Source organism: Desulfoscipio sp. XC116 (assembly GCF_039851975.1).
In the GTDB taxonomy this organism is placed as follows: domain Bacteria; phylum Bacillota; class Desulfotomaculia; order Desulfotomaculales; family Desulfallaceae; genus Sporotomaculum.
The window spans coordinates 257923-280581 of the sequence record NZ_CP156660.1; the positions used below are offsets into that span (position 1 = coordinate 257923).

The following is a 22659-nucleotide window of genomic DNA, read 5'->3' on the forward strand; positions in this document are numbered from 1 at the left end:
AATGACGACACAGGAAATTGTCCAAAAGCTTTGGAATTTGTGCAATGTGCTGCGGGATGACGGCATTACTTACCACCAGTACGTCACCGAGTTAACCTATATTTTATTTCTGAAAATGATGAAAGAAACAGAGCAAGAAAGCCAGATCCCCGAGGGTTACCGGTGGGATGATTTGGTTGAAAAGAAAGGTACGGAATTAAAAAATTTCTACCGCAAACTATTAGTGGACCTGGGCCAAGAAGGCCGGGGCAGTGTGAAACTTATCTATGCTAACGCCTATACCAATATTGAAGAACCTAAGAACTTAGAAAAAATCATCCGGTCCATAGACGGGCTGGACTGGTACAGCGCCAGGGAAGAGGGTTTGGGCGCTCTGTACGAAGGCCTTTTGGAGAAGAACGCCAGTGAGAAGAAATCGGGGGCCGGACAATATTTCACCCCCAGGCCGTTAATTAATGTAATGGTGCGTTTAATTGACCCTAAACCAGGTGAAAAATGCAATGACCCGGCTGCCGGCACCTTTGGCTTTATGATTGCTGCCGACCGGCATGTAAGGAAAAAAACTGATGACTATTTTGACCTAAAACCGGTGGAAGCTAAGTTTCAGAGGAAACAGGCCTTTACGGGTTGTGAATTGGTGCAGGACGCCCACCGCCTGGCCTTAATGAACGCTATGCTGCATGGTATTGAAGGGGAAATTATTCTGGGTGACACCCTCTCTACCAAAGGCAAAGAATTACGGGATTATGATGTGGTTTTAACCAACCCGCCCTTCGGCACCAAAAAAGGTGGGGAACGCCCCACCAGGGATGACTTAACTTTCCCGTCATCCAATAAACAGCTTAACTTTTTACAGCACATTTACCGTTCTCTCCATAATAGAGGCGATGCCCGGGCCGCAGTGGTTTTGCCGGATAACGTGCTCTTCCAAGACGGTGATGGCCAGAAAGTACGGTCCGACCTGATGGACAAGTGCAACCTGCACACCATCCTGCGTCTGCCCACCGGTATTTTCTATGCCCAGGGAGTTAAAACCAACGTGCTGTTCTTCACCCGGGGCACGACCGATAAGGGAAATACCAAGGAGGTCTGGTATTACGACCTGCGTACAAACATGCCCAGTTTGGGCAAGCGCAACCCGCTCACCGAGGAACACTTTTCCGGCTTTGAAAAAGCCTACTTGGTTGAAGACCGCTCAAAGGTAGAAGACGAGCGCTGGTCCTGCCTGACCCGCGAGCAGATTCGGGCTAAAGGCGACAACCTGGACCAGGGCCTGATTGCTGATGAAAAGTATTCCTCTTACGATAACCTGCCCGACCCCATTGAATCGGCAGAAGAAGCCATCGCCAAGCTGGAGCAGGCCACAGTCCTTCTTTATGAAGTAGTTAAAGAACTTAAAGAAGCCGGGGAGGGTCAGGCGTGAGCGTGAAGAAGAAAACACTGACTCCGGAGGCAATGCTGCGGGATGCACTGGTGCCGGAGGAGGAACAGCCTTATCAGGTGCCGGGGAATTGGGCTTGGACGAGATTAAATACAATTAATTCAAATAAGGCAAGAAATATTATTCCTAACAAACATCCAGAAGAACTTTTTGAATTATACAGTGTTCCAAGTTTTTCTGAAGAAAAACCTGAAGTAATATTAGGTGCGGAAATTGGTTCAAATAAACAACTAGTTTCAAATAATGATGTGCTGTTATGCAAAATAAACCCCCGCATAAATAGAGTATGGATAGTTGGTCAAAATAATGGATATCGCCAGTTAGCATCAACTGAATGGATTGTAATAAAGCCACAAGAAGTCATGGAACCACAATTTTTATTGTACTGTTTAAGGTCAAGGTATTTTAGAAACCTTTTAACCTCAAATGTATCTGGTGTAGGTGGTTCTTTAACCAGATCACGGCCTAAGGAAGTTGAGCTTTATCCTGTACCAATACCACCATTAACTGAACAAAAACGTATTGTTACTCGAGTTGAATCTCTTCTGGATAAAATAAACCAGGCCAAGGAATTAATTGCCGAGGCCCGGGAAACCTTTGCAGACCGCCGGGCTGCCATTTTAGCTAAAGCTTTTCACGGAGAATTAACCAAAAAATGGCGGGAACAAAACCCCGATAACGAATCGGCTGAAACACTACTGGAGCGGATTAAGGAAGAAAAGGCCAAGCTAAGTAATGGCAAAGGTAGAAAACAAGCGGAACTTCCAACAATTGACCCGCCTTATGAATTGCCAAAAGGTTGGTGCTGGGTGAGAATGGGGGATATTGTTGATGTAAACCCACCTAAAATTGGCATTTCCGATTTAAGCGATGAACAAATTTGTACTTTCATACCAATGTCGTCGATTTCAGCGGAGACTGGTTCGATTACTGCCCCAGAACAAAGAATTTTTAGTAAGGTTAAACAAGGATATACAAATTTCTTGAAAGGGGATATTTTATTTGCCAAAATAACTCCCTGTATGGAAAATGGTAAATGTGCAATCGCTAACGAACTAATAAACGATTTCGGTTATGGGTCAACAGAGTTTTATGTTTTAAGACCAAAAGATGGCATAAATAATAGATATATTTATCATTTAGTCCGTTCCGAGAAATTTAGGATTGATGCAAAATATGTGATGACCGGTGCGGTGGGTCAGCAGAGAGTGCCTAAAAGTTTCCTTGAAAATTATATAATTGCGCTACCACCTGAGCTCGAGCAAAACGAAATTGTAAAAATCATAGACGATATAGTTGAAATAGAAGATAAAATTAATAGCATTATTAAGATGGAAGACACAATAGAGCTATTTATTAATTCTGTTTTAACGAAAGCCTTTCGCGGTCAACTAGGTACCAATGATCTTAGGGAAGAAAGTGCACTAAAAAACTCTAAAGGAAATTATTTTGGAGCGGCATGCAAACGCTAGTAAATAAACTTAAAAAATGATGTAACTACTCAATCTTGCTAACTGTTCAATTAACCAACCACAAATAAAAATAATACTGAGCTCAGCTCTGATTATCATATAGAATGAAATCATGAAACAGAAGCTGAATTCCGGGTAACCGAGATAACCGAATATCACATTTAGACAGTCAGGCAGTTGATCACTGACAACCCTTCATGGAGCCGCAGCAGACTGTCGAGGGAACTCTGTCGTTTATGGAACTGGCGTACTTTAGCAGATCAATTGAAGGATATGGCCTGCCGGGACCTTTTACTTAAATTGGAGCACACGGGAAGATTGTATTGCTCCGCCGTAAGTCTGAAGCTTTTGTCCGGGGTACGGCCACGGCCTGCTTCTTCTGGAAGCCTTCATAGAGATAGACAGATTCCGAGGCACCTGCTACAAGGCGGCTAATTGGCACTACATCGGCCTGACTAAAGGGCGTAGCCGTAATGAATCTGTAGATGTTTCAATTTCCACCGAAATCGGAATAAAAAACCTTAAACAAACGAGAACTTAAAAAGTCTCTTACTTTGCGTTTAGCGCCATATCAGATTGATGCAGTTTAAAAAAACGCTGTTAAGAAAGGGCTTCCATATCAGATTACAGAGAGAATTAAAACTGAAGTATGAACAACAAGACTCCGGTATTATTTGCCGGTTTTTTTATAAAATATCGCTACCATTACTATATACTATAATTACCTTGTGGGTGATGACACTGCGCTGGCACTGCCCCGTCTAACGGATAGCTTTGGTTAAGATAACCCTTGGCCCCAGTTTACTGCAGCAAGGCAGCCCACTGATTTACGGTTAAAACATCTGCCTGGCGGGGGAATACCTTTTAAACCAAAATGGGTTTTTAAAAATTTGTTTGTAATATTTCATATTACCCATATTAAGATTGCAGGAATTATGAACCTAATGTCGAAATTACACCGTACAGCAACGTATGTATAATCATCATGGTTACGTTGCTTTTTTCTATGATATATGTAGTTATGACTATCCTAAAAATAATGTCGAAAGAGCACTACAATTATGTAATAATTAGATATTGTGCGTTTTCGATATCTACAGTTTCTGGCCAGGTTTAATTGACCATATAGACCACCATGCTGCCAGCGCAGCACTATCAGAGGATGAAATTACCTAATAGCGCTATTTTCAGGATAGAGAAAGTAAAACAGTGGCTAAAAGAGGTGAAAATTGTGCCGCTCGATAATGTCAGTGTATGGCGTAATGGACACGGATGGAGCCACACCACGCCGGATGAAGCGCTTGAGCTGTTCCCCAATGGATCATCATCAACAGATAAAATATTCCTTTGTGAAAGTTGTGGACAATACGCTTCGTTTGTTGTGGGTGATTACCAGATTCATCACTTCAGACATCCAGCTGGAAGCAAGGATTGCAAAGATAAACAAGTAGCTTGGTCCTCTTACTATCAAACCAACAAGCTTGGTTTCTCTTTGCCCATAAAAATAAAACTGGATGCAAATGACATCGAGATTACTATTGGCTTTTTGCCGCTTACGGTTCAACAGTTAACAGAAGCAATGCAGAACAAGACGGTGGTAACCATATCTGCGGGCCTTCAAACCATCTCAACACTTCTGATTAGTCATGAGCGTTTTTCATCGGAGCATATTACATACGTTTCAATTGGAAATAAGGTAAGCGAAAGATATACAATCAATTACTCTAATGCAGATGCCTCATTGTCGACAATATGGCCTCGGATAATCAATGGTTTTAATTTACTGGGAACATTGTTTGATGGTGCAACCGGAAAGCGCCTACCTGTTAATGCAGATGTCGAGATAAGCCGGGAGTATTATTTAATTTCAAAAAGCTATTATTGGCATGGTCGTTCTGATATTAGTATTGAACGTATTCAAAATATATCTAATGGTTGGCAAGTATACAGAGTAAAAGCGTTGCGATTAACCAAACAAGCAGCGGAGTTTTTCCTTGATTTTGGTGTGCGATTGACCGATGCGCCGGCATATATTACACTGCTTTGGCCACCAAGCGCTCAAGCGTCTCATATCGTTTCACATGAATCAGATCCTGTCATTTTCTATCATAAAGGCAGGGGATGTGTAGAAGTCTGGCCATATGCAAGGGTTCATCGGGATGTAGTGGCAGAAACAGAAGGTGATATCTACTCATTTTCCGGGAATTCAATTCAGCAGGTATTATCTGTAAGCCGCTTCTATCAGCGAACGTCGGTGCTGCGATATATCGTTTTGGACAAAAAACAAATTGCTTTTGAAAGCAAAAAAATTCCGGAAGTTCTGATAAGTGATGACTTCGGAAAAGAAATTGCCCCAGGTGTGTATCATGGATTACCACCGGACAAAACCATAACTATTACTGCACCATATGACGGGGTCGTTGAAGTTAAAAAGTTCAATAGATTAATAAAACGAGTTAACACGAAAGGTAGCGATTCTATTGTAATAACTGTGAATTGGGGTTATTCCGTTTCCGTCTATCAAGGAATGGATTTATCCGCAGAAGTTTTGTTTGAGCGAAAACATAAAGGTACAAAGGATGATATTAAACTCCTTAAACGACTGAAATCATACAAAAACCAAATGATTCCGATTTCGCATGAGATCGGGAAGCTGGCTGTAAAACTGGGTAAACTGCCTGAAACAAAGAGATGGCTGCTCTATCAAATCCGGCGTGGATATATTTCAGAAGATTCTTTAAAACGTATTGAAACTACAATAACCAATCGATGTAAGTGATATAGGGTTAAGCGCATAAAGAATGGAGGAAACTATGGACATATCATTGCATCATCTGACAAAAGATGAATTATATGAGCTGTTAGATTCCTTTTCTGAATCTTTCTTATCTCAGCCACTTGCAAAAAATCCAGATCATTTCGCACAGGCCACAAAAGGCTTTAGAATTAACAAACTCCCAAAGAGCAGGCTCTTTCCAATTTACTATAATGAGATTTCTGGTTTTCCTGGTTGCCCACTGGAACTGTTTCTGGTTCCATATTTAGAAAAACTTTTTGGCGATTTGTCAATCCCAGACTTATTTACAGCTGATGATGTTGATGATTTTTCATTAGGGCTACTGATTGAGGCGGCCATACGCAAATCAAAAATATCAATTAACGGGAGTAAACAAATTCCAGAGATTCCGGCATATGCAGTATTGCAACTTTATAAACGCATTTCAGACGAAACTTTGAAAAGACATTTGAAACAAATTTCGGATACAATTGAGAGTTGTATCGAACAAGCAATTCGCACCGGTGAGGAAAAGTGCGCTATATCGATAGATCGCGTAAGAGCTGAAGCAGCCAAATCCATCAGTGAAAAAGAAAATAAAATTGAAAAACTCATAAATCAAAACCATGTAATAACAAATCAGTTGCATACCCTACAGGCCCAAAACTTACAGCTGCAAGAAGAGACCCGTACAAGTAGACAACAGTTAGAAAAATCTGTAACTATAATCAAGAAATATGAAATTGATAATGAAAAAATTCGGTTGATGGAAACAGAAATTGAACGATTAACTGACGAAGAAACTGGTTTATCTGTGAGCGTTAAGCAACTTCAGGAGCAAATAAACAGTATAACATTAGAACTACAGAGTAGCTCTTCGCAATTACAGCAGCAAAAAAGAAGCCTGGGAAAAGCAATGCTTGAGTATAAGCAGATTAAAGAACAAACAGATGTGTTGTCTGATCAGTGGGAGCAGCGTGAAGAGATCGGACGAAACATTGATGACAAGATAAAACGCAGACTACAACACACAAAGGAGTGTATTTCAGAGTTCTTTATAGAGTATGCAATTTATGCAGGGACAAGTATTACTGATACGGAAAACTCAACCGGTAAAAGTGTCGAGTACAATCTTGGGAAAATGGTTGATGAAGACCCATACGAAGTACAGAGCATGCGAGATCTTTTCGAATGTATGTCTGAAAATCTGGAAGTTGTGGGAGTTGCAAGTGAACATATTCCAGCATTGGCAGCTTATCTGATTGCGGCTTACGCAAACAAAGTACCTCTGATTCTTGCTGGTTATGGTGCGGTAGACATTGCTGATGCGATGTCTGTGACGATCAATAACAGGTTGTCCAACAAGGCGTATTGCTATGGAAAAACCGATGTCACACCTCTATTGGGCAGTGCTTCAGCCTCCAATATAATCGCGGTACATGATGCCTTTCAAAGCAATTGCATGAACAAATTATTGCAAGCAGTTGCGATTTCGCAGCACTACTATTACTTCATCTTGTCGACATCAGAGGAACTGTATATTGAGCCGAAGGGTATTTTTGACTATGCACTGCCCATATTTACTGAATTCTTTGTGGATAAACGCGCGTCTCGTAATTGGGGCGGATCTGCGTGCAAAATTGAGTTGAAGTTCGATAATGTACCAAAAGTGCGTGTGGATTTACCTAAGCACACCGTTTCAAAACTCGCATTCACTCAGTGTAGTGAGTTACTTGCGTGCTATTCGGCTATTGCAAATGAAAACGCAATATTTTATGGTTTTCTTCTTCAGACGATGCCAATAATGCTAGCTCTTGGAAAACGCGAGAAACTGTTGGATATTATTGATAACGCAAAACTTTCCGACAAGGAAAAGGAAGAACTATTGATGCTATGTGGTGAAGGTCAATGAGGGCAATAACACATTCAAATTATGTCACATACTTAGCACAAAAACTACATATTTGCAAAGGTAAAAATGAATCAGATAGCAGCTGGAATTTTCGCGTGTTATACAGCGCAATCTCCCTTAATATGTTGGCGTCGCTATACGATTATGATGAAGATAGCGGACAAAGTGTTGGCAATGAACAAATGGTATCCATGCAACACGTTCGCACTCGGGGGATCGAATTGATCGAATCATATCGTGATTTGTATCGAACTGCTATGACACAATTAAATTTATGTTCGGAGAAATTAGCAGAATCGATCAGAGATATTTATATGCAAACCGGCTATATACTTCACAAAGCAAATTACTTAACAGCTCCGACAGCTATATGTGCCAAGTACGAAGACATATATTTTTTGCGCGGAACATCTCCATGGAATGTGGAATACATGAGTGGGCTTGGATGCTACGCTTATACTGTAACAGATACCAGCGTTGAAGATGTTTGGCGTATGTTCCGAATTGAGAATACCGAAATCAGCGTTTGGTGGAAGCAGTTTTTACACAATTGCCAATGGCGAGAATTAAACGAATTGCCAACTGAGGTGGAATACATAAATTATTCAAGAAAAAGTGGCGAGCAGTATTGGCTTTCAAATGCACCCAAGTCCGGCCTCTCCATGTACCGCGACAAAAGCATTGGAGAGAAGAAATATGGACTGATTCAAGTGGCAGCGGGACAAATATTAACTAGCGTTTTACCTGTATGGCAAGTCGACAATAAAGAATATTTACGAATTTCACTGGCACTGCAAAACGCGGCTGCAAAAAATCCCACTGTTCGCATTAAAAGCGCTTCCTCAATTTCTCACATTCAGTTGAGTTATCTGCTTCCGCCATGTGAGCAAAACTTCCTTGAGTTATTCAGTTGGCCAAGCGAAGGAATATCCCGCTGGAAACGAACCGTAGTAACTGAGTTACTCCCGATATTCAAACAACTGTTTAAAAACCTTTGTTTTAACATTATGGAGGAATAGCGATGTCAGCAAATGCACATATGATGCATAAAAAACTTAAAGACGAACTCGTTTTATATATAAAATCCCAGTATCTTGGGAAAAATGCTCTGCTTCTGAATGCACTATCTGATAAGTTGGATGATGAAGGTGTTCTTTATCAAACGCCTTTTGTCGAATCCACTCCTGCATATAAAGCGGTGGAAAATGGGATTGATGTATTGAATATCCCCTCTTGGCTGAAAGGCCTTTTTTATGAGCTCGCTGAAAAAGAACTTGGGGTCTATAAATCGCCGTTTCAACACCAGCTTGATGCTCTTCAGAACGCATACGACGGCAATGACCTATTCGTTTCTACGGGCACCGGTTCCGGTAAAACAGAGTGTTTTATGTGGCCGCTGCTCGCTAAAATTTGCGTAGAGGCAAAAACAAAGCCTGATACATGGACAAACCGAGGAGTGCGTGCTATTGTAATGTATCCTATGAACGCGCTTGTCTCCGATCAGATAAGCCGTCTTCGTAGACTTATAGGAGATCCCGAAGAAAAGTTTTTACATGCCTTTCGAAGCGCTGTCGGCAGTTCGGCTCGGCGCCCTCAATTTGGTATGTATACCGGGCGTACTCCGTACTCTGGTTCTGCTCCAACCCGTTCTGAAGATAAAAAACTTGCGGAATCGCTCTCACGAATGACTCGGTCGGATGATGAAGCAGTCACTGCATTCTATAAAGAATTGCTCAAGGATGGTAAGATCCCTGCTAAAAAAAACTTAAAACAGTTCATACAAACACTTGAAAGCGGACGACATCTTACAAACGATGATGATGCCGAGCTGATTACCAGATTCGAAATGCAGCAGGTATGCCCTGATATTCTTATTACTAATTACTCCATGCTTGAGTATATGCTGTTTCGTCCGCGTGAAGAAAAAATTTGGAGTGATACGAGTAGTTGGCTTAACAGCAATCCCGATAACAAACTTCTTTATGTTATTGATGAAGCGCATATGTACAGAGGTTCCTCTGGTGGAGAGATTGCGCTCCTGATACGAAGACTGTTTCATAAACTTGGCATTATGCGTGATAGGGTTCAGTTTATACTTACGACGGCCAGTATGCCGAATTCATCGCCGGATGATATGGCTGCCGTTCACGAATTCGCAAATAATCTTACTACGGCTGCTGATAACGGTTTTGTATACTTGACCGGAGCGCGGGAAAAAATGCCTTCTAGAAATACCGTTTCCATTCCGGTAGAAAAGTTTCTGCAATATCGTCCCGGAGATTCGGAAGAGGAAACATACGAGGAACTTATGAGCATTAACCGTTTCTGGAGTGGCTTGGGGAATAGTAAAGCACCTTTTGAAAATTGGTCGGATGCGCATTTTGAGATGTATCGAAATCTAATAAATTATGATCCTTTCTATAAATTATTTGAGGCGTGCCGTGGTTCGGCTTGCTCCATCGATGAACTGGCTGAAAAGATTTTTCCGGATTTAGGCCGAGATTTAGCTCAATACGCAGTTTATAATCTGCTTACAATTTCTTCTCTTGCGAGGGATGAAAAGAACGATGTTCTATTCCCTATTAGATTGCATATGCTCTTCCGTGGATTGCAGGGAATATATGCATGTGCAAATCCAAATTGCAAGCATTCGAACACATACGAGGGAATTACGCTCGGGCAACTCTTCATTACTAACGGTGTTTATACCTGTCCGGATTGTGGAAGTGTCGTTTATGAACTCGTTAACGACCGAAGATGTGGAGCATTGTTTTTCAAGGGTTATGTCACGCACACAATAGGCAAAGCGTTTTTGTGGAGATCTCCCGGTGCATTTTTCGACGAAAAAATGTATGAAATTCATTTGTTCATTCCGGAATGCGATAAAACATATTCGGGTTCTTCGAAAAACCCGGTCAAGCTATGCTATCTAGATACGCAAAGCGGATTCTTGGATTTTCATGATGACGCACTTGCCGGAAAGTCAGGTATCATAAAACTTTACTTTAGCGAGTACAAAGATAAAGGGCGTCCTGATGTAAAAACTTTTTCTACCTGCCCACATTGCAGACACTTATTGAGTAAAACGCAATTGACTTCATTTAGTACAAAAGGTAATCAATCGTTCTATAATTTGATCAAAGCCCAGTTTAATGCACAGCCTCCGGTAAATTCAAAAAAAAATAATCATGGGAAGTTTCCAAATCAGGGAAGAAAAGTTTTACTGTTTTCCGACAGCCGCCAACGTGCGGCAAAACTAGCCAGAGATATGTCACAAGCATCTGATGATCAGGCGGTTATGCAGTTATTTGTACTTGCAGCAAAAGCAATATCAAAATCCGGCAAGGATCTGTCGTTGAACAATATCTACGGCTATTTTGTCTTGGAAGCAACCAAAAGACATGTACAGTTGTTCCACAACGAAAGCAGAGATAAATTTTTGTCTGATTGCGCAGATACCAAAGCGACATATCAAAGAAAGCAAAAGCGCGGTAAAAAGTTTGAACCGGAGCTTACGTTTGATAATGCGCCACCGATGATGTTGGAGCATCTAATTCACTTGTTTTGCGGTGGCTATAATACTCTGTATGATACTGCACTCGGATGGTTGGAACCACGCGAAAAGAATCTGGAGGATGCGTTGGAAATTCTGGAGGATCGTGACATTGATGTTTCGAATGAAGAGTTTTTGGAAGTATTCAATGCATGGTTGTTAGATATCTGTAGCGATTATGGCGCTTTGGGGCATAAGATCCCCGACGAACGCAGAAAAGAAGTATTATCATCCTACAAAGGACTCGGACTCCCTTCCGATTGGGATTTCTCAAAGGCCATGTATGGCAACATGGGTTGGGAAAAGAGCGATCCTATAGTGGTTGCATGGAAAAAGGCGCTTTCTATATTTCTTGACAGCAATGAAAGCCGCTATTACATTGAGCTTTCCCGTGTTGTGCCAAAGTTTGGTTTGGAACACGAATGGCTAAGATGCAAGCAGTGTTCTGAATTGGCCGCATTCCCAATTCAAGGGAAATGTCCGAACTGTGGAAGCAACCAACTGGAGAAGGTAAGCGACCAGGGATACAGCGCAATGGAGTTCTGGAGAAAACCTGTTTCCGATGCGTTGGCAGGTGAGGCAATTCGAGTTATTGATACTGAGGAACATACAGCTCAATTGTCATATAAAGACCAGCGTGATGATATGTGGTCACGGACAGAGCAATATGAGATGCGCTTTCAAGATTTGCTGAAAAAAGATGAACCACCTGTTGATATTCTGAGCAGCACTACAACGATGGAAGTTGGTATTGATATCGGCTCCCTTGTTGCTGTGGGTTTGCGTAACATTCCCCCGATGCGCGAAAATTATCAGCAGCGTGCAGGTCGAGCTGGCCGGCGTGGCGCAAGCTTATCTACTATTGTCACATTTTGTGAAGACGGCCCCCATGATACCATGTACTTTACAAATCCAGCACCGATGTTTCGCGGAGATCCGCGCAGGCCGTGGATTGATATTAAAAGTGAAAAACTGCTATATCGTCACATGAATATGGTTGCAGTTCAGGCATTCTTGAAACCCAAAGGCCAAAGTCTTGACGGCATTGATACTATAGGCTTTTTCGAAAAATACTGGGACGACTTTACGCACTACCTGAACGGGTTTGATGTATCCTTTAATACTGTGTTGTTGCAGTCATATTCAAAGGAATTAATCTTGCGGACTAGAAATCAACTTACGCAAGAAATGCAGAATCTTAACGAGAAGCGCATTGCGCATCCGGAACTGTATGACGGTAAAGGGGCATCAAAAAAGAAGACACTGTTAGATGCATTGTATGAAGAAGGCATTATCCCGACCTATTCGTTCCCCAAGAGTGTTGTTAGTACATTCATCAGCAACTCTAAAGGGCAGCTACAGTATCAAATAGAGCGCGGATTAGATGTCGCAATTAGTGAATATGCGCCCGGTCGGTCAATCGTCGTAGATAAAAACACTTACCAGCTTGGCGGTTTGTACTATTATGGCAGTGAACGCAAAAAAGGTAGATTTACAATTCCGGCGAAATCATTCATGGACGATCCGAACTATGTAAAGACCGTATTTTCATGTGAGGCGTGTGGGTGGTTCGGCCCTGCAGACGATTTGAACAACGGTCACTGCCCATTTTGTGAAAAAAAGCATATTGTGCGGATGTTACCAATGGTTCGGCCTTGGGGTTTTGCACCTGTGAATGGCAAGTCCATCGCTTCTGCCCAGTTGAATGAATCTTATTCCTACGCAGATGCTCCTTTGTATTCTACATTGCCGAATTCCGATGGATTGGCTCAAATTCAGGGTTTTTCCAATATTCACATGGCCAAACGATCTAACCAAAGGATTATCATGGTAAACCGCGGTCCTGCTGAAAAAGGGTTCATGATTTGCTCCGACTGTGGCGGGGCAGTTCCCGGGGATAATGCTGCTGCATACAAGTCAGAGCGAACCAAGATAGGACGGCCGTATTATTCGCAGTTTGTTAGAACAGGATGTAATCATGCGAATGCAGTAAATGCTACGCTTGGATTTGATTTCATAACAGATATGTTAGTTCTTGAAATTGAACTTGATAAAGTAAGGATTAATATTTCACGTAAAGAAAACCCTTGGGTCGACCGCGCCTCGCGTTCTTTGGCAGAGGCAGTGCGTCTTCAGACAAGCCAACTCCTTGATGTTGAATTTACCGAGCTTAACGCAGGATACCGTTTAAGAGAACACAAGGAGAAAGCATATATTGATATCTATCTGTATGACAGCCTGTCAAGTGGTGCCGGGTATTCCTCGGGAATAGCATCTCAAATCAATACACTTTTAGAGAAAACAGAAACTTTTTTAAATGGCTGTGATTGTGATAACGCCTGCCAAAACTGTTTGAAGCACTATCGTAATCAAAACTATCACTCAGTGTTGGATAGATATGCTGCTATGGAACTGCTGGCATGGGCGAAAGAGCAAAAGCTTGCTGATGATATTCCTCCTCAAGACCAAATTAAAATGATGGAACCGCTCAGAAAGGTTCTCTCTACCTATGGAATTCGCTTGGAATATTCGCAGGAAGACGGACTTGCTGTGGAAAATGTAGGCAATGTTAAGCAGTTATATATTTACCCTGCAATGAGGGTAAAACCAGTATATCGCCCAAATGCTGTATGGATCAGTAATTTTGAAGTCAAGTATGCTCGGCCATATGCAATCGACTCGATTCGCGGTGTGTTGAATCAATGATATCCTTTTAATTGAATGGAGTACATACTTTACATTCATATTAAGGATGTGAGAACGGAAGGTAACCCTGTTTTTTAAGGCGGTAACCATCATTTCATTTTTAAAAACATCCACTGCGTGAAAAAGTTACATATTTATGAAAAATAGGGTGAGAGAATATTGGATTGTAAATTTTAAGCAAAAAGATGTTATGGTTTATAAATTAATTGATAACGACTATGGAGTACCCAAAACATACATGGACGGATATATTAACTCCGATATTATTGGCGGTTTAAAGTTGGAATTAAAGGCAGTTTCTAAGTAAATGCAATAGAAGCTGATCGTAATAAGGACGGTGAAATAGTGGAAAAAATCTGGGATGCCCACGTACATCTTTTCCCACAGCGGTTGTTTAATGCCATATGGCATTGGTTCAATAATATTGGCTGGCAGATACCATATGCCGGTTGGGAATTGGAAAGATATGTGGCTTGTCTGAAAGCAATGGGAGTGGAACGTGCGTTTTTGCTTACTTATGCTCATAAGTCCGATATATCGCTGGAGTTGAATCGATGGGTTCGGGATGTGTGCCGCAAGCATGACTGTTTTATACCCTTTGCCTGTATCCACCCATTGGACCGCGATTTGGAACAAATAATCGCCACGGTGTTGGATGATTGGCAGTTTGCCGGTTTTAAGCTGCAGCTGGCGGTGCAGCAGTATGCCGCTGATGACCCTGTATGGGAGCCTGTTTACCGGGCGGCTGTGGAGCGTCAAAAACCTGTAATTATTCACGCCGGCACAGCGCCTTATTCGCAAAACGACCCCGTGCTGGGTCTTGATCATATGGAAAAGGTCATGGAGAGATGGCCGGAATTAAAAGTGATTATTCCCCACCTGGGACTTTATGAAATTGACAAAGCCTTTTCCCTGCTGGAAAGATACCCCCATTTTTATCTTGATACATCCTGGGCTCTGGGTGCGACCGGAGTTAACCTGCCGGTTGATCGTCTGGTGTATTTTATAGAGCGCTACCCGCAGAGGTTTTTGTACGGAAGCGACTTTCCAATTATTGAATATGAGTTGGCATCCGGACTAAAAATTCTGCGCCAACTAGGTCTGGCGGATCAGGTGCTGCGTCGGGTTGTTTATGATAATGCACGTAATTTAGTGGCAAATTGTTTATAATTAGTTCGTTATAATCTGTGAAAGATGATTTAGTTTTTCTCCGGCATATTATGGAAAGCCTTAACGCTACAGAAAGCTATATGCGTGGCATAACAATGGATACCTTTTTTGAATCCGTTTTGATCCAGGATGCTGTAATTAGAAGAATTGAAATTATCGGGGAAGCAACTAAGAATCTTTCGGCAGAACTAAGGGGTAATATCCTCATATACCACGGCGTTCAATAGCCGGTATGAGGGATGTTTTGATACACGATTACTTTGGGGTTGATTTTAAAAATTGTATAATCGCACCGGGAATAAATCGGCAAGCTTAGATAGTTGAATCTAAAATCTCCGTAGTTTCTTGCCTGAGATTTTTCTTGACAGGTACTGTTAATTACAGTATGCTGGTATTGACATTAAGGGTTTTTGGTGCAACCCGGAGGAAATTTATATATGTCTGTTATGAAAAAGCGAAGCTACCGTCATTTAACTGCTTTTATACTTTTGGTTCTTGCCCGGCAGGATATGCATGGAGGAGCTATTCATACAACTTTGTGCCAAACTTTGCCCAATTTTAAAACCGATACCGGTGCTGTTTACCGCTGTCTGCAGGAACTTGAAAACAGCGGCGCCGTTAAGTCCGCATGGGATACCTCCGAATCGGGACCGGCCCGGAAAAAATATCACATTACTTCCCTGGGCTGGGATGAACTGGATGAATGGGAAAAGGATATCAAATACAGGCTGGATAATTTAAATTATTTCCTTATTACATATAAAGAAATAGCCAGGGAACGCAGAGACGGGGGTTAACCTTTTATTGCCGGGATCGCGGGCGGTGAAATCGTTTAGCTAGAGCTGAACATCGGGGCTTCAGATGGGGTTCTATAAAATAGCATTGTTGTTTTGGGGTATAAATTGGGTGGCCAAGGTATTTTTATGTCCCACAGGCGATAATGATAATCAAAATCATTTGGTTTCGGACCGTGGGGGGCAGGAATAAATTTTATGCCTGGCCAAGCTGTTATGTAATATGCGTAGAATATTAAGAGGGAGGGATATTTGCGTCGGTTCAATGATAATGATAATCAAAATCAACTAATTGGTTAATTAAGAGCATATACAGAAAGAGGTTTTGCATATGGAAACGGCATACTTTGAGAATCTTTTAGACAGTAAGAGAAAGAGAACGGTTGATGCGGAAGAATTTTGGAACGGCAGAGCGGAGCAGTTTAAAGCCAATCTGCGAAAAAACGGCGGCGAGCGGGTTGAACAACTGATTACGCTGTTGTCTGAGAAAAACCTTCTTAAAAGAGATGGGACAGTGCTGGATATAGGCTGCGGCATCGGCAGACATGCCGTGGAGTTTGCCGAAAAGGCCGGGAGTGTCGTAGGCGTGGATATCTCTGCTAATATGCTGCATTACGCCAGAGAGAACAGCTTGTCGTCGGGCGCGGACAATATCGAATACGTCAAGCTGAATTGGGAAGCGGTTGACCTGTCCGAACGCTGCTGGGAGAAGTATTTTGATCTTGTTTTCGCGTCTATGTGTCCCGCCGTGAGAAGCAAGAGGGGATTGGAAAAAATGTCGCTGGCCTGCAAAGATTATTGTTTTATTAATCAGTATATTGAAAAAAAAGATAGCCTTGGTGAAGAGCTGGCGGAGCATTTGGGCCTGTGTGGAGATTTCGATCCCCATAACGATAGGGATGCTGCATATGCTATCTTTAATATTCTATGGCTGGAGGGCTATGATCCGGAGATAACTTATTTGGATGACTGCCGGGAACTGATTTTTACGGTCGCTGAAGCGGTGGAGTACTATGACGGCAGGTTGGTGGAGAAACTGACAGACGCTCAGCGGGAAGCCGTAAAACCTTTTTTCCGGACCAAAGCTCAAGACAATATCGTACAAAGTGTTGTCCGTTCTAAAAATATGGGCATTTTTTGGAAAGCTTAAATTGTATTCCAAAGCATGGAAAAGGAGGGCGCCTTTGGTGAAAAGGTTCTGGAAAAGCGCCGCGGCGGCAGCAGTGCTTTGCTTCGGTTTATTGTTGGGCCCGGCTGGTTGCGGCGGCGATAAAGGGGACGATACCGAAAAAAAAGCCCCGGGGGATGAAACGTCCGGGCAGTCCGTGGTTATTCGTTTGCAGGGAGGGGATACCGGTCTGCCCAATCCGTTTAAACATTACGTCAGAGGGCCCGGCCTTTCTAAAATGCAGCTTTTGTACGACTCACTTTTGGAAAAGGATGAGAACGGGGATATTTCCTGGCTCGCCGATAGTTGGAAAATCAGCGACGACGGCACGGAATATACCTTCAAGCTGAGGGATAATGTTGCATGGCATGACGGCCGGAGTTTAACCGCCGAGGATGTGAAATTTACCTTTGAATACTATCGAGAGCATCCTCCTGTTTCCAACGATCTTATTGTTGACGGGAAATATATCGTTCAAGATATAGAGATTGTGGATCCGCAAACAGTTCGCCTGACAGTGGACGCTCCCAGCGCTTCGTATTTAAGCAAAATCGGCTACATGCGTATTTTGCCCCGTCATATATGGGGAAACGTGGAGGATCCCATGACCTTTACCGGGGCGGCGGCTACGGTGGGCAGCGGACCGTATGTTATGGAGGAATACGATGCTCAGCAAGGCATCTACCGATTCAAAGCTTTTGAAAAGTACTGGGGCCCCCGGCCCAGAGTTGATTTAATCGAATGGGTGCCGGTCAGCGATCCGATTCTGGCTTTTGAAAACGAGGAAATCGATTTGGTTAACGCCACGCCGGATGTTTTGTCCCGTTATGAAAACAATCCTGAATACAAGGTAGAGAAAAAGCATTCTTTTCATAATTACAGGTTGATGATGAATATGGAAAAACGCCCCGAGCTAAAGGACGTCAATATCAGAAAAGCTATTGCCTGCGCTATTGACCGGAATGAGCTGATGGAAAAGGTGGAGAGGGGTTCGGCTGTTATCGGCAGTATGGGTTACGTGCCCGAGGGAAGCAAGTGGTATAACGGCAATACGGCGAAATATCCCTATGACTTGCAAAAGGCGCGGGAATTGTTGGTCGGGCGGCAACTATCCTTTAATGTGCTGGTGGGCAATACCGACAAAGAGGTTAAAATTGCCGAATTGATAAAATTAACCCTTGAACAGGCAGGTATAAAATTGACTATCGAAAGTGTGGACAGTAAAGTGCGGGATACCGCCGTTCAACAGGGTGAATATGAATTGTCGATAATCAATTCCGGCGGCATGGGCGGCGATCCCGATTATTTAAGGAATTTGTATGCTTCCAACCCCAAGGCCAAAAGCAAGGGACTGGGTTCTGGGGCGGTGCCGGGATATTATAATGAACGGGTGCGGACGCTGGCGCTGCGGCAGGCGAGGGAATTGGACCCGGAAAAAAGAAAGAAGACAATCTTCGAACTGCAGGAACTGATTGCGGAAGAGGTGCCGATGATCCTTCTATACGGCCAGGTGGACAACCATGTGTATCGGCCGGCTAAATACGACGGCTGGATGTTCCGGTACGATCATACCAAAACAGATCATTGCAAGCTGTCTTATCTGGAGCGAAACGGGGCATGAAAAGGTATTACCTGATGACTTTGCTGGTCATACTGGTTCTTAATTTCTCTTTGCCCAGATTGATGCCGGGAGATCCTTTTCTATACCTGTCGGTTGAGGACGGGCACACCGGCGTCACTTTCACCGAAGAGCAGATTGCCCAATATAAAGCTTATTACGGTCTGGATAAGCCGGTTTATCTGCAGTTTTTTAGCTATATAGGCAATTTGCTCCGCGCTGATCTCGGCTATAGTATTTATTTCAACACCGGCGTGATGGAAATCATATCTACCCGGATTCTCTGGACAGTGTCCATAGTATTGTGCGCTATTGTCATCAGCTGCTTTTTAGGAACGCTAATGGGGGGCATATCGGCCTGGTATCGAGATGGTCCGGCGGATAAACTGCTTTATCCGGGCATGGTTATTTTTTCCGAGATACCCTCTTTTCTGATGGGAGTGTTTCTTTTATTCGTATTCGCCGCCAGGCTGGGCTGGTTCCCCATGGCCGGCGGCGTTACTCCCTTTGCCGAGTTTAATAGCGCGGCGGAGCAGGTACGGGATATTGTCCGGCATGGCGCGCTTCCGGTAATAACTCTGTCCCTGTCCAGACTGGGAGGATTTTATCTGCTGTCCAGAAACAGTATGCTGAATGTGCTTTCCCGGGATTATATGCGGACGGCCAGGGCCAAGGGCCTGAAAAGTCTGCGGATAATTTTCAAGCACGCCCTGAAAAACGCTTTGCTGCCTATAGTAACCAGGGTTTTTATGAGCTTGGGGACTGTTTTCGGGGCGGCGGTTTTGGTGGAGAACGTCTTCAGCTACCCCGGTGTGGGCCGGTTGATTGGAGAGGCGGTAATGGTGCGGGATTATGTTTTAATTCAGGGCGTTTTCTTTTTTATAACCATTACCGTGCTTACAATGAACTGGCTGGCTGATTTATTATACCGAAAATTAGACCCGAGGATAAGTTAATATGCGTTTTCTCCTTAAGACGTTGCGTGATATGAGCGGTTTTGGTAAATTTGGTTTGGTTGTCATTTTGTTGGTGCTGTTGTTGGGGATATTCGCCCCGTTGCTTTGCGAATATCCCCATAAAATACCGTCCGGCGCTGCGCTGGAACCTCCGGGTTCCGAACATTGGCTGGGTACCGACGACCTGGGTATTGACCTATGGGCGCAAATTTGTCATGGAGCCGGAATAAGTATGTTGATTGGTTTCGGTACGGCGCTGTTGGCCGGATGCGGGGGCGGAGCGCTGGGTATTGCGGCCGGTTATTACGGCAAGAAAATCGATGGGCTGATCATGGGCGTTTGCAACATTATGATGGTGATTCCGCAACTGCCGCTGATGATCGTGTTGGGCGCTTTTTTCGGCCCCAGTCTGAAGAACATTATTATTGTCATAGCTGTTTTCGCTTGGACCGGTCCGGCCCGGACGGTGCGCTCGCAAATTTTAGCCATGTGCCGGGAAAAGTATATCATTGCGGCCCAAAGTTTCGGGGCAAGTTTCGTTCATTTGGCGGTCAAGCATTTTATTCCCGGTGTTTTGCCCGTGCTGATGGTCGGCATCATTCATATTGTCGGCAGGGCCATCGTAGCGGAAGCCGGGTTGGCCTTTCTGGGACTGGGGGACCCGACATCCAAAAGCTGGGGCCTGATACTGAACCGTTCCATCAATTTTCCGGGTATCTATTTCACGGATTATTGGCATTGGTGGGTGCTGGCCCCCTTGTCTTTCTTGACCCTGCTGGTGCTGTCCATTGCTTTTGTGGGCAGGGATTTGGAGAAAACGGCTAATTCCAAACTGTAAAGAGGTGATTTATGATGCAACCGGTTTTACGGGTTAAAGATCTGTCGGTCCGTTATGGCCATACGGAAGGGGAAAGCATAATCGCGGTGCGCAGGATAAATTTTGCGCTGGAGCCGGGGACTGTTACCGGTGTTATCGGGGAGTCGGGTTGCGGAAAATCTTCCCTGGCTTTGGCGTTGATGGGGTTGTTGAAAAAACGGGCCCGGGTGCAAGGGGAAATTTTTTATGGGCCCACAGATTTGAACCGGCTGTCGGAACAAGAATGGAATCAGTATCGCTGGAGCAAACTGGCCATTATCTTCCAAAACAGTTTGGATATCCTTAATCCCGTTATGACTATCGGTGAGCAAATAGGGGAAGCTATGCGGCGTCATACCTCGCTGACGGGGACGGAAATACGCGCCGGATTGGAAGAATTATTAAAGATGGTGGGGCTGGACCCGGTCTTCGCCAAAAGCTACCCGCATCAATTGTCGGGGGGGATGCGCCAAAAGGTACTGATAGCCATGGCCTTATCCTGCGAACCCGAAGTTTTGATTGTGGATGAGCCGACAACGGCTTTGGACGCCGTTGCCAAAGATGAGATTGTCGAACTCTTGCTTGGATTGCAGCGGAAAATGGCATTTCCCATGCTGGTCATATCCCATGAAATGCAGGTTATTATGCGGATGACCTCTCGCTTGATGGTCATGTACGCCGGGAATGTAGTGGAGGAGGGGCTGACCGGGGAAATCTTTAAAAATCCCATGCATCCTTACACGCGGGGTTTAATGTATTCTTCTCCCGCGGTAAATCCATACCGGGATTTATGGGGCATCCCCGGCGAGGCGGGCCGGGAGAGTGAGGGGCAATGTCCATTTTGCCGCCGCTGCAATCAGTGCGTTGAGCGGTGCGCCAAAGAACATCCGGAATTGTCACGATTGCCATGCGGCAGGAAAGTGTCCTGCCTTCGAGGCGGTATTGTTACTTTGCTGGAGGGTAGGAATTTGCATAAAAGCTATCATTGGCGGGGCGGTGAAATAAAGGCCTGCAGCTCTTGCGATATTTGTGTCAAATCAGGTGAGGCGGTGGTGCTTATCGGGGAGTCGGGTTCGGGTAAAACTACTCTTGCCGAGATTTTGGCCGGTATTATGAAAGCGGAACAGGGACAGGTGCTGTTTGAAGGGCAGATTGTCACGGGACATAGTCATACGGCCCGCAAAGGGGGTATGCAAATTGTTTTTCAGGATCCTCTGTCTGCTACCAGTGAGCGGCTCACCGTTGAAGATGTGGTCCGGGAACCGTTGGATATATTACATGCGGATAGCAAGGAGCAGCGCCGGGAGAGTGTCAGACAGGCGTTGAAGGATGTTCAACTGCCCCGGGACGCCGATTTCCTGTCCCGGAGGTGTTATATGCTGAGCGGGGGGCAACGGCAGCGTGTGGCCATCGCCCGTTGCTTGGTTATGGAGCCCAAGCTGTTGATTGCCGATGAGATCAGTTCCATGCTGGACCCCTCCACTCAAGCTAATATTTTAAGGTTGCTTAAAGGCCTGCAAAATTCCAAAGGCTTTGCTATGCTTTATATTACTCATGATTTAACTATGGCGCAAAAGATAGCCGATCGGATATATGTAATGCGGCGGGCCGAAATTATTGAAAGGAAACCGGCCGGGGATTTTTTTTGCAACCCCGGGGAAAGACAAGCGCCAATGCTTTTGCAATGTGCGGGAATTAAGTGCGGGAATTAGGGCGCGCCGAACAAATACCCAGGGAACGGAGACTTTTCGCGGCTGGGACAATAATATCAAGGTGGCTATTATTCATCATGACACTCACGGCGGAAAGCGCTATATCCCATCATAGGCCATCAAAATTTTAGCCGTACTTGATTCATCGATTTATTCTTGACAATGGGTTCCACCTTGTGATTTAATTATCACAATAAAGTTTTTTATGATGAAAAAAAATTTTCACTGTCTTAAGTTGATGAAATAAGAATGTTTTAAAATTGCAATGGATTACGTTGACTTATATAATGCTTGGTCTTTGTTCCGGATGTCCGACTCATTAAAATTGTTGATTCTCTATGGAAAGCCTTTATTCCAAATGTAGGGGTCACGTTAGTGTTTAGAGGATAAAACCCGGAGTCTAAAGAAGTAGATGTTTGCGCTACAGGCAGAAGTCAGAATCTTTTTTATAAAGGAGCAAGATTTAATCCGGGGTCCTATGTTTTTAGGGTATAAATAAATATTAAGACATCAATCGACCGTAGC

The 22659-nt window shown here is 43.8% G+C and carries 15 protein-coding genes; all 15 read left to right on the forward strand.

What is annotated here, in order from left to right:
• Nucleotide 1: 1 nt before the first annotated feature.
• The 15 genes from ABDB91_RS01245 (at nt 2) to ABDB91_RS01315 (ending at nt 22134) form a co-directional block, all read left to right on the forward strand.
• Nucleotides 2-1423, forward strand: a complete 1422-nt coding sequence (locus tag ABDB91_RS01245; protein ID WP_347489812.1) for an N-6 DNA methylase — start codon at nt 2-4, stop codon at nt 1421-1423.
• Complete coding sequence (locus ABDB91_RS01250) at nt 1420-2913, forward strand: restriction endonuclease subunit S (protein ID WP_347489813.1); 1494 nt, start codon at nt 1420-1422, stop codon at nt 2911-2913. The genes ABDB91_RS01245 and ABDB91_RS01250 overlap by 4 nt, the downstream gene beginning before the upstream one ends.
• A 1162-nt stretch (nt 2914-4075) precedes the next feature.
• Nucleotides 4076-5692, forward strand: coding sequence for a hypothetical protein (locus ABDB91_RS01255; RefSeq protein ID WP_347489814.1), 1617 nt, complete (start codon nt 4076-4078; stop codon nt 5690-5692).
• 34 nt (nt 5693-5726) lie between these two features.
• A complete protein-coding gene (locus ABDB91_RS01260) occupies nt 5727-7601 on the forward strand; it encodes a hypothetical protein (protein ID WP_347489815.1) in 1875 nt (624 codons plus the stop codon).
• Entirely contained in the window at nt 7598-8620 is a 1023-nt protein-coding gene (locus tag ABDB91_RS01265) for a hypothetical protein (RefSeq protein ID WP_347489816.1), read from the forward strand. Before ABDB91_RS01260 ends, ABDB91_RS01265 begins: the two co-directional genes overlap by 4 nt.
• Nucleotides 8621-8622: 2 nt before the next feature.
• Entirely contained in the window at nt 8623-13860 is a 5238-nt protein-coding gene (locus ABDB91_RS01270) for a DEAD/DEAH box helicase (protein ID WP_347489817.1), read from the forward strand.
• A gap of 345 nt (nt 13861-14205) precedes the next feature.
• Nucleotides 14206-15030 carry an amidohydrolase family protein gene (locus tag ABDB91_RS01275; protein ID WP_347489818.1) on the forward strand — a complete coding sequence of 275 codons (825 nt, stop codon included), beginning with the start codon at nt 14206-14208 and terminating at the stop codon, nt 15028-15030.
• Between the two features lie 95 nt (nt 15031-15125).
• Nucleotides 15126-15257 (forward strand): HepT-like ribonuclease domain-containing protein, encoded by a 132-nt coding sequence (locus tag ABDB91_RS01280; RefSeq protein WP_347491493.1) that lies wholly within the window; start codon nt 15126-15128, stop codon nt 15255-15257.
• A gap of 5 nt (nt 15258-15262) precedes the next feature.
• The gene (locus tag ABDB91_RS01285) at nt 15263-15346 is read left to right on the forward strand and encodes a hypothetical protein (protein ID WP_347491495.1); all 84 of its coding nucleotides are present in this window, start codon (nt 15263-15265) and stop codon (nt 15344-15346) included.
• Between the two features lie 121 nt (nt 15347-15467).
• The gene (locus ABDB91_RS01290; RefSeq protein ID WP_347489819.1) at nt 15468-15827 is read left to right on the forward strand and encodes a PadR family transcriptional regulator; all 360 of its coding nucleotides are present in this window, start codon (nt 15468-15470) and stop codon (nt 15825-15827) included.
• Between the two features lie 328 nt (nt 15828-16155).
• Nucleotides 16156-16974, forward strand: a complete 819-nt coding sequence (locus ABDB91_RS01295; RefSeq protein ID WP_347489820.1) for a class I SAM-dependent methyltransferase — start codon at nt 16156-16158, stop codon at nt 16972-16974.
• Between the two features lie 37 nt (nt 16975-17011).
• Nucleotides 17012-18613: an ABC transporter substrate-binding protein gene (locus ABDB91_RS01300; protein WP_347489821.1), complete on the forward strand. Its 1602-nt coding sequence runs from the start codon at nt 17012-17014 to the stop codon at nt 18611-18613.
• A complete protein-coding gene (locus tag ABDB91_RS01305) occupies nt 18610-19566 on the forward strand; it encodes an ABC transporter permease (protein WP_347489822.1) in 957 nt (318 codons plus the stop codon). Before ABDB91_RS01300 ends, ABDB91_RS01305 begins: the two co-directional genes overlap by 4 nt.
• A 1-nt stretch (nt 19567) precedes the next feature.
• Complete coding sequence (locus tag ABDB91_RS01310; protein ID WP_347489823.1) at nt 19568-20404, forward strand: ABC transporter permease; 837 nt, start codon at nt 19568-19570, stop codon at nt 20402-20404.
• 11 nt (nt 20405-20415) lie between these two features.
• Nucleotides 20416-22134, forward strand: a complete 1719-nt coding sequence (locus ABDB91_RS01315) for an ABC transporter ATP-binding protein (RefSeq protein WP_347489824.1) — start codon at nt 20416-20418, stop codon at nt 22132-22134.
• The last annotated feature ends 525 nt before the right edge of the window (nt 22135-22659 follow it).

Excerpts from the sequence above, each read along its gene's own strand:
- ABDB91_RS01295 (WP_347489820.1), top strand. The coding sequence starts at position 16,156 with ATGGAAACGGCATACTTTGAGAATCTTTTAGACAGTAAGAGAAAGAGA.
- ABDB91_RS01285 (WP_347491495.1), top strand. The coding sequence starts at position 15,263 with ATGAGGGATGTTTTGATACACGATTACTTTGGGGTTGATTTTAAAAAT.
- ABDB91_RS01290 (WP_347489819.1), top strand. The coding sequence starts at position 15,468 with ATGTCTGTTATGAAAAAGCGAAGCTACCGTCATTTAACTGCTTTTATA.
- ABDB91_RS01315 (WP_347489824.1), top strand. The coding sequence starts at position 20,416 with ATGATGCAACCGGTTTTACGGGTTAAAGATCTGTCGGTCCGTTATGGC.
- ABDB91_RS01310 (WP_347489823.1), top strand. The coding sequence starts at position 19,568 with ATGCGTTTTCTCCTTAAGACGTTGCGTGATATGAGCGGTTTTGGTAAA.
- ABDB91_RS01255 (WP_347489814.1), top strand. The coding sequence starts at position 4,076 with ATGAAATTACCTAATAGCGCTATTTTCAGGATAGAGAAAGTAAAACAG.
- ABDB91_RS01270 (WP_347489817.1), top strand. The coding sequence starts at position 8,623 with ATGTCAGCAAATGCACATATGATGCATAAAAAACTTAAAGACGAACTC.
- ABDB91_RS01260 (WP_347489815.1), top strand. The coding sequence starts at position 5,727 with ATGGACATATCATTGCATCATCTGACAAAAGATGAATTATATGAGCTG.
- ABDB91_RS01265 (WP_347489816.1), top strand. The coding sequence starts at position 7,598 with ATGAGGGCAATAACACATTCAAATTATGTCACATACTTAGCACAAAAA.
- ABDB91_RS01245 (WP_347489812.1), top strand. The coding sequence starts at position 2 with ATGACGACACAGGAAATTGTCCAAAAGCTTTGGAATTTGTGCAATGTG.
- ABDB91_RS01280 (WP_347491493.1), top strand. The coding sequence starts at position 15,126 with ATGGATACCTTTTTTGAATCCGTTTTGATCCAGGATGCTGTAATTAGA.
- ABDB91_RS01305 (WP_347489822.1), top strand. The coding sequence starts at position 18,610 with ATGAAAAGGTATTACCTGATGACTTTGCTGGTCATACTGGTTCTTAAT.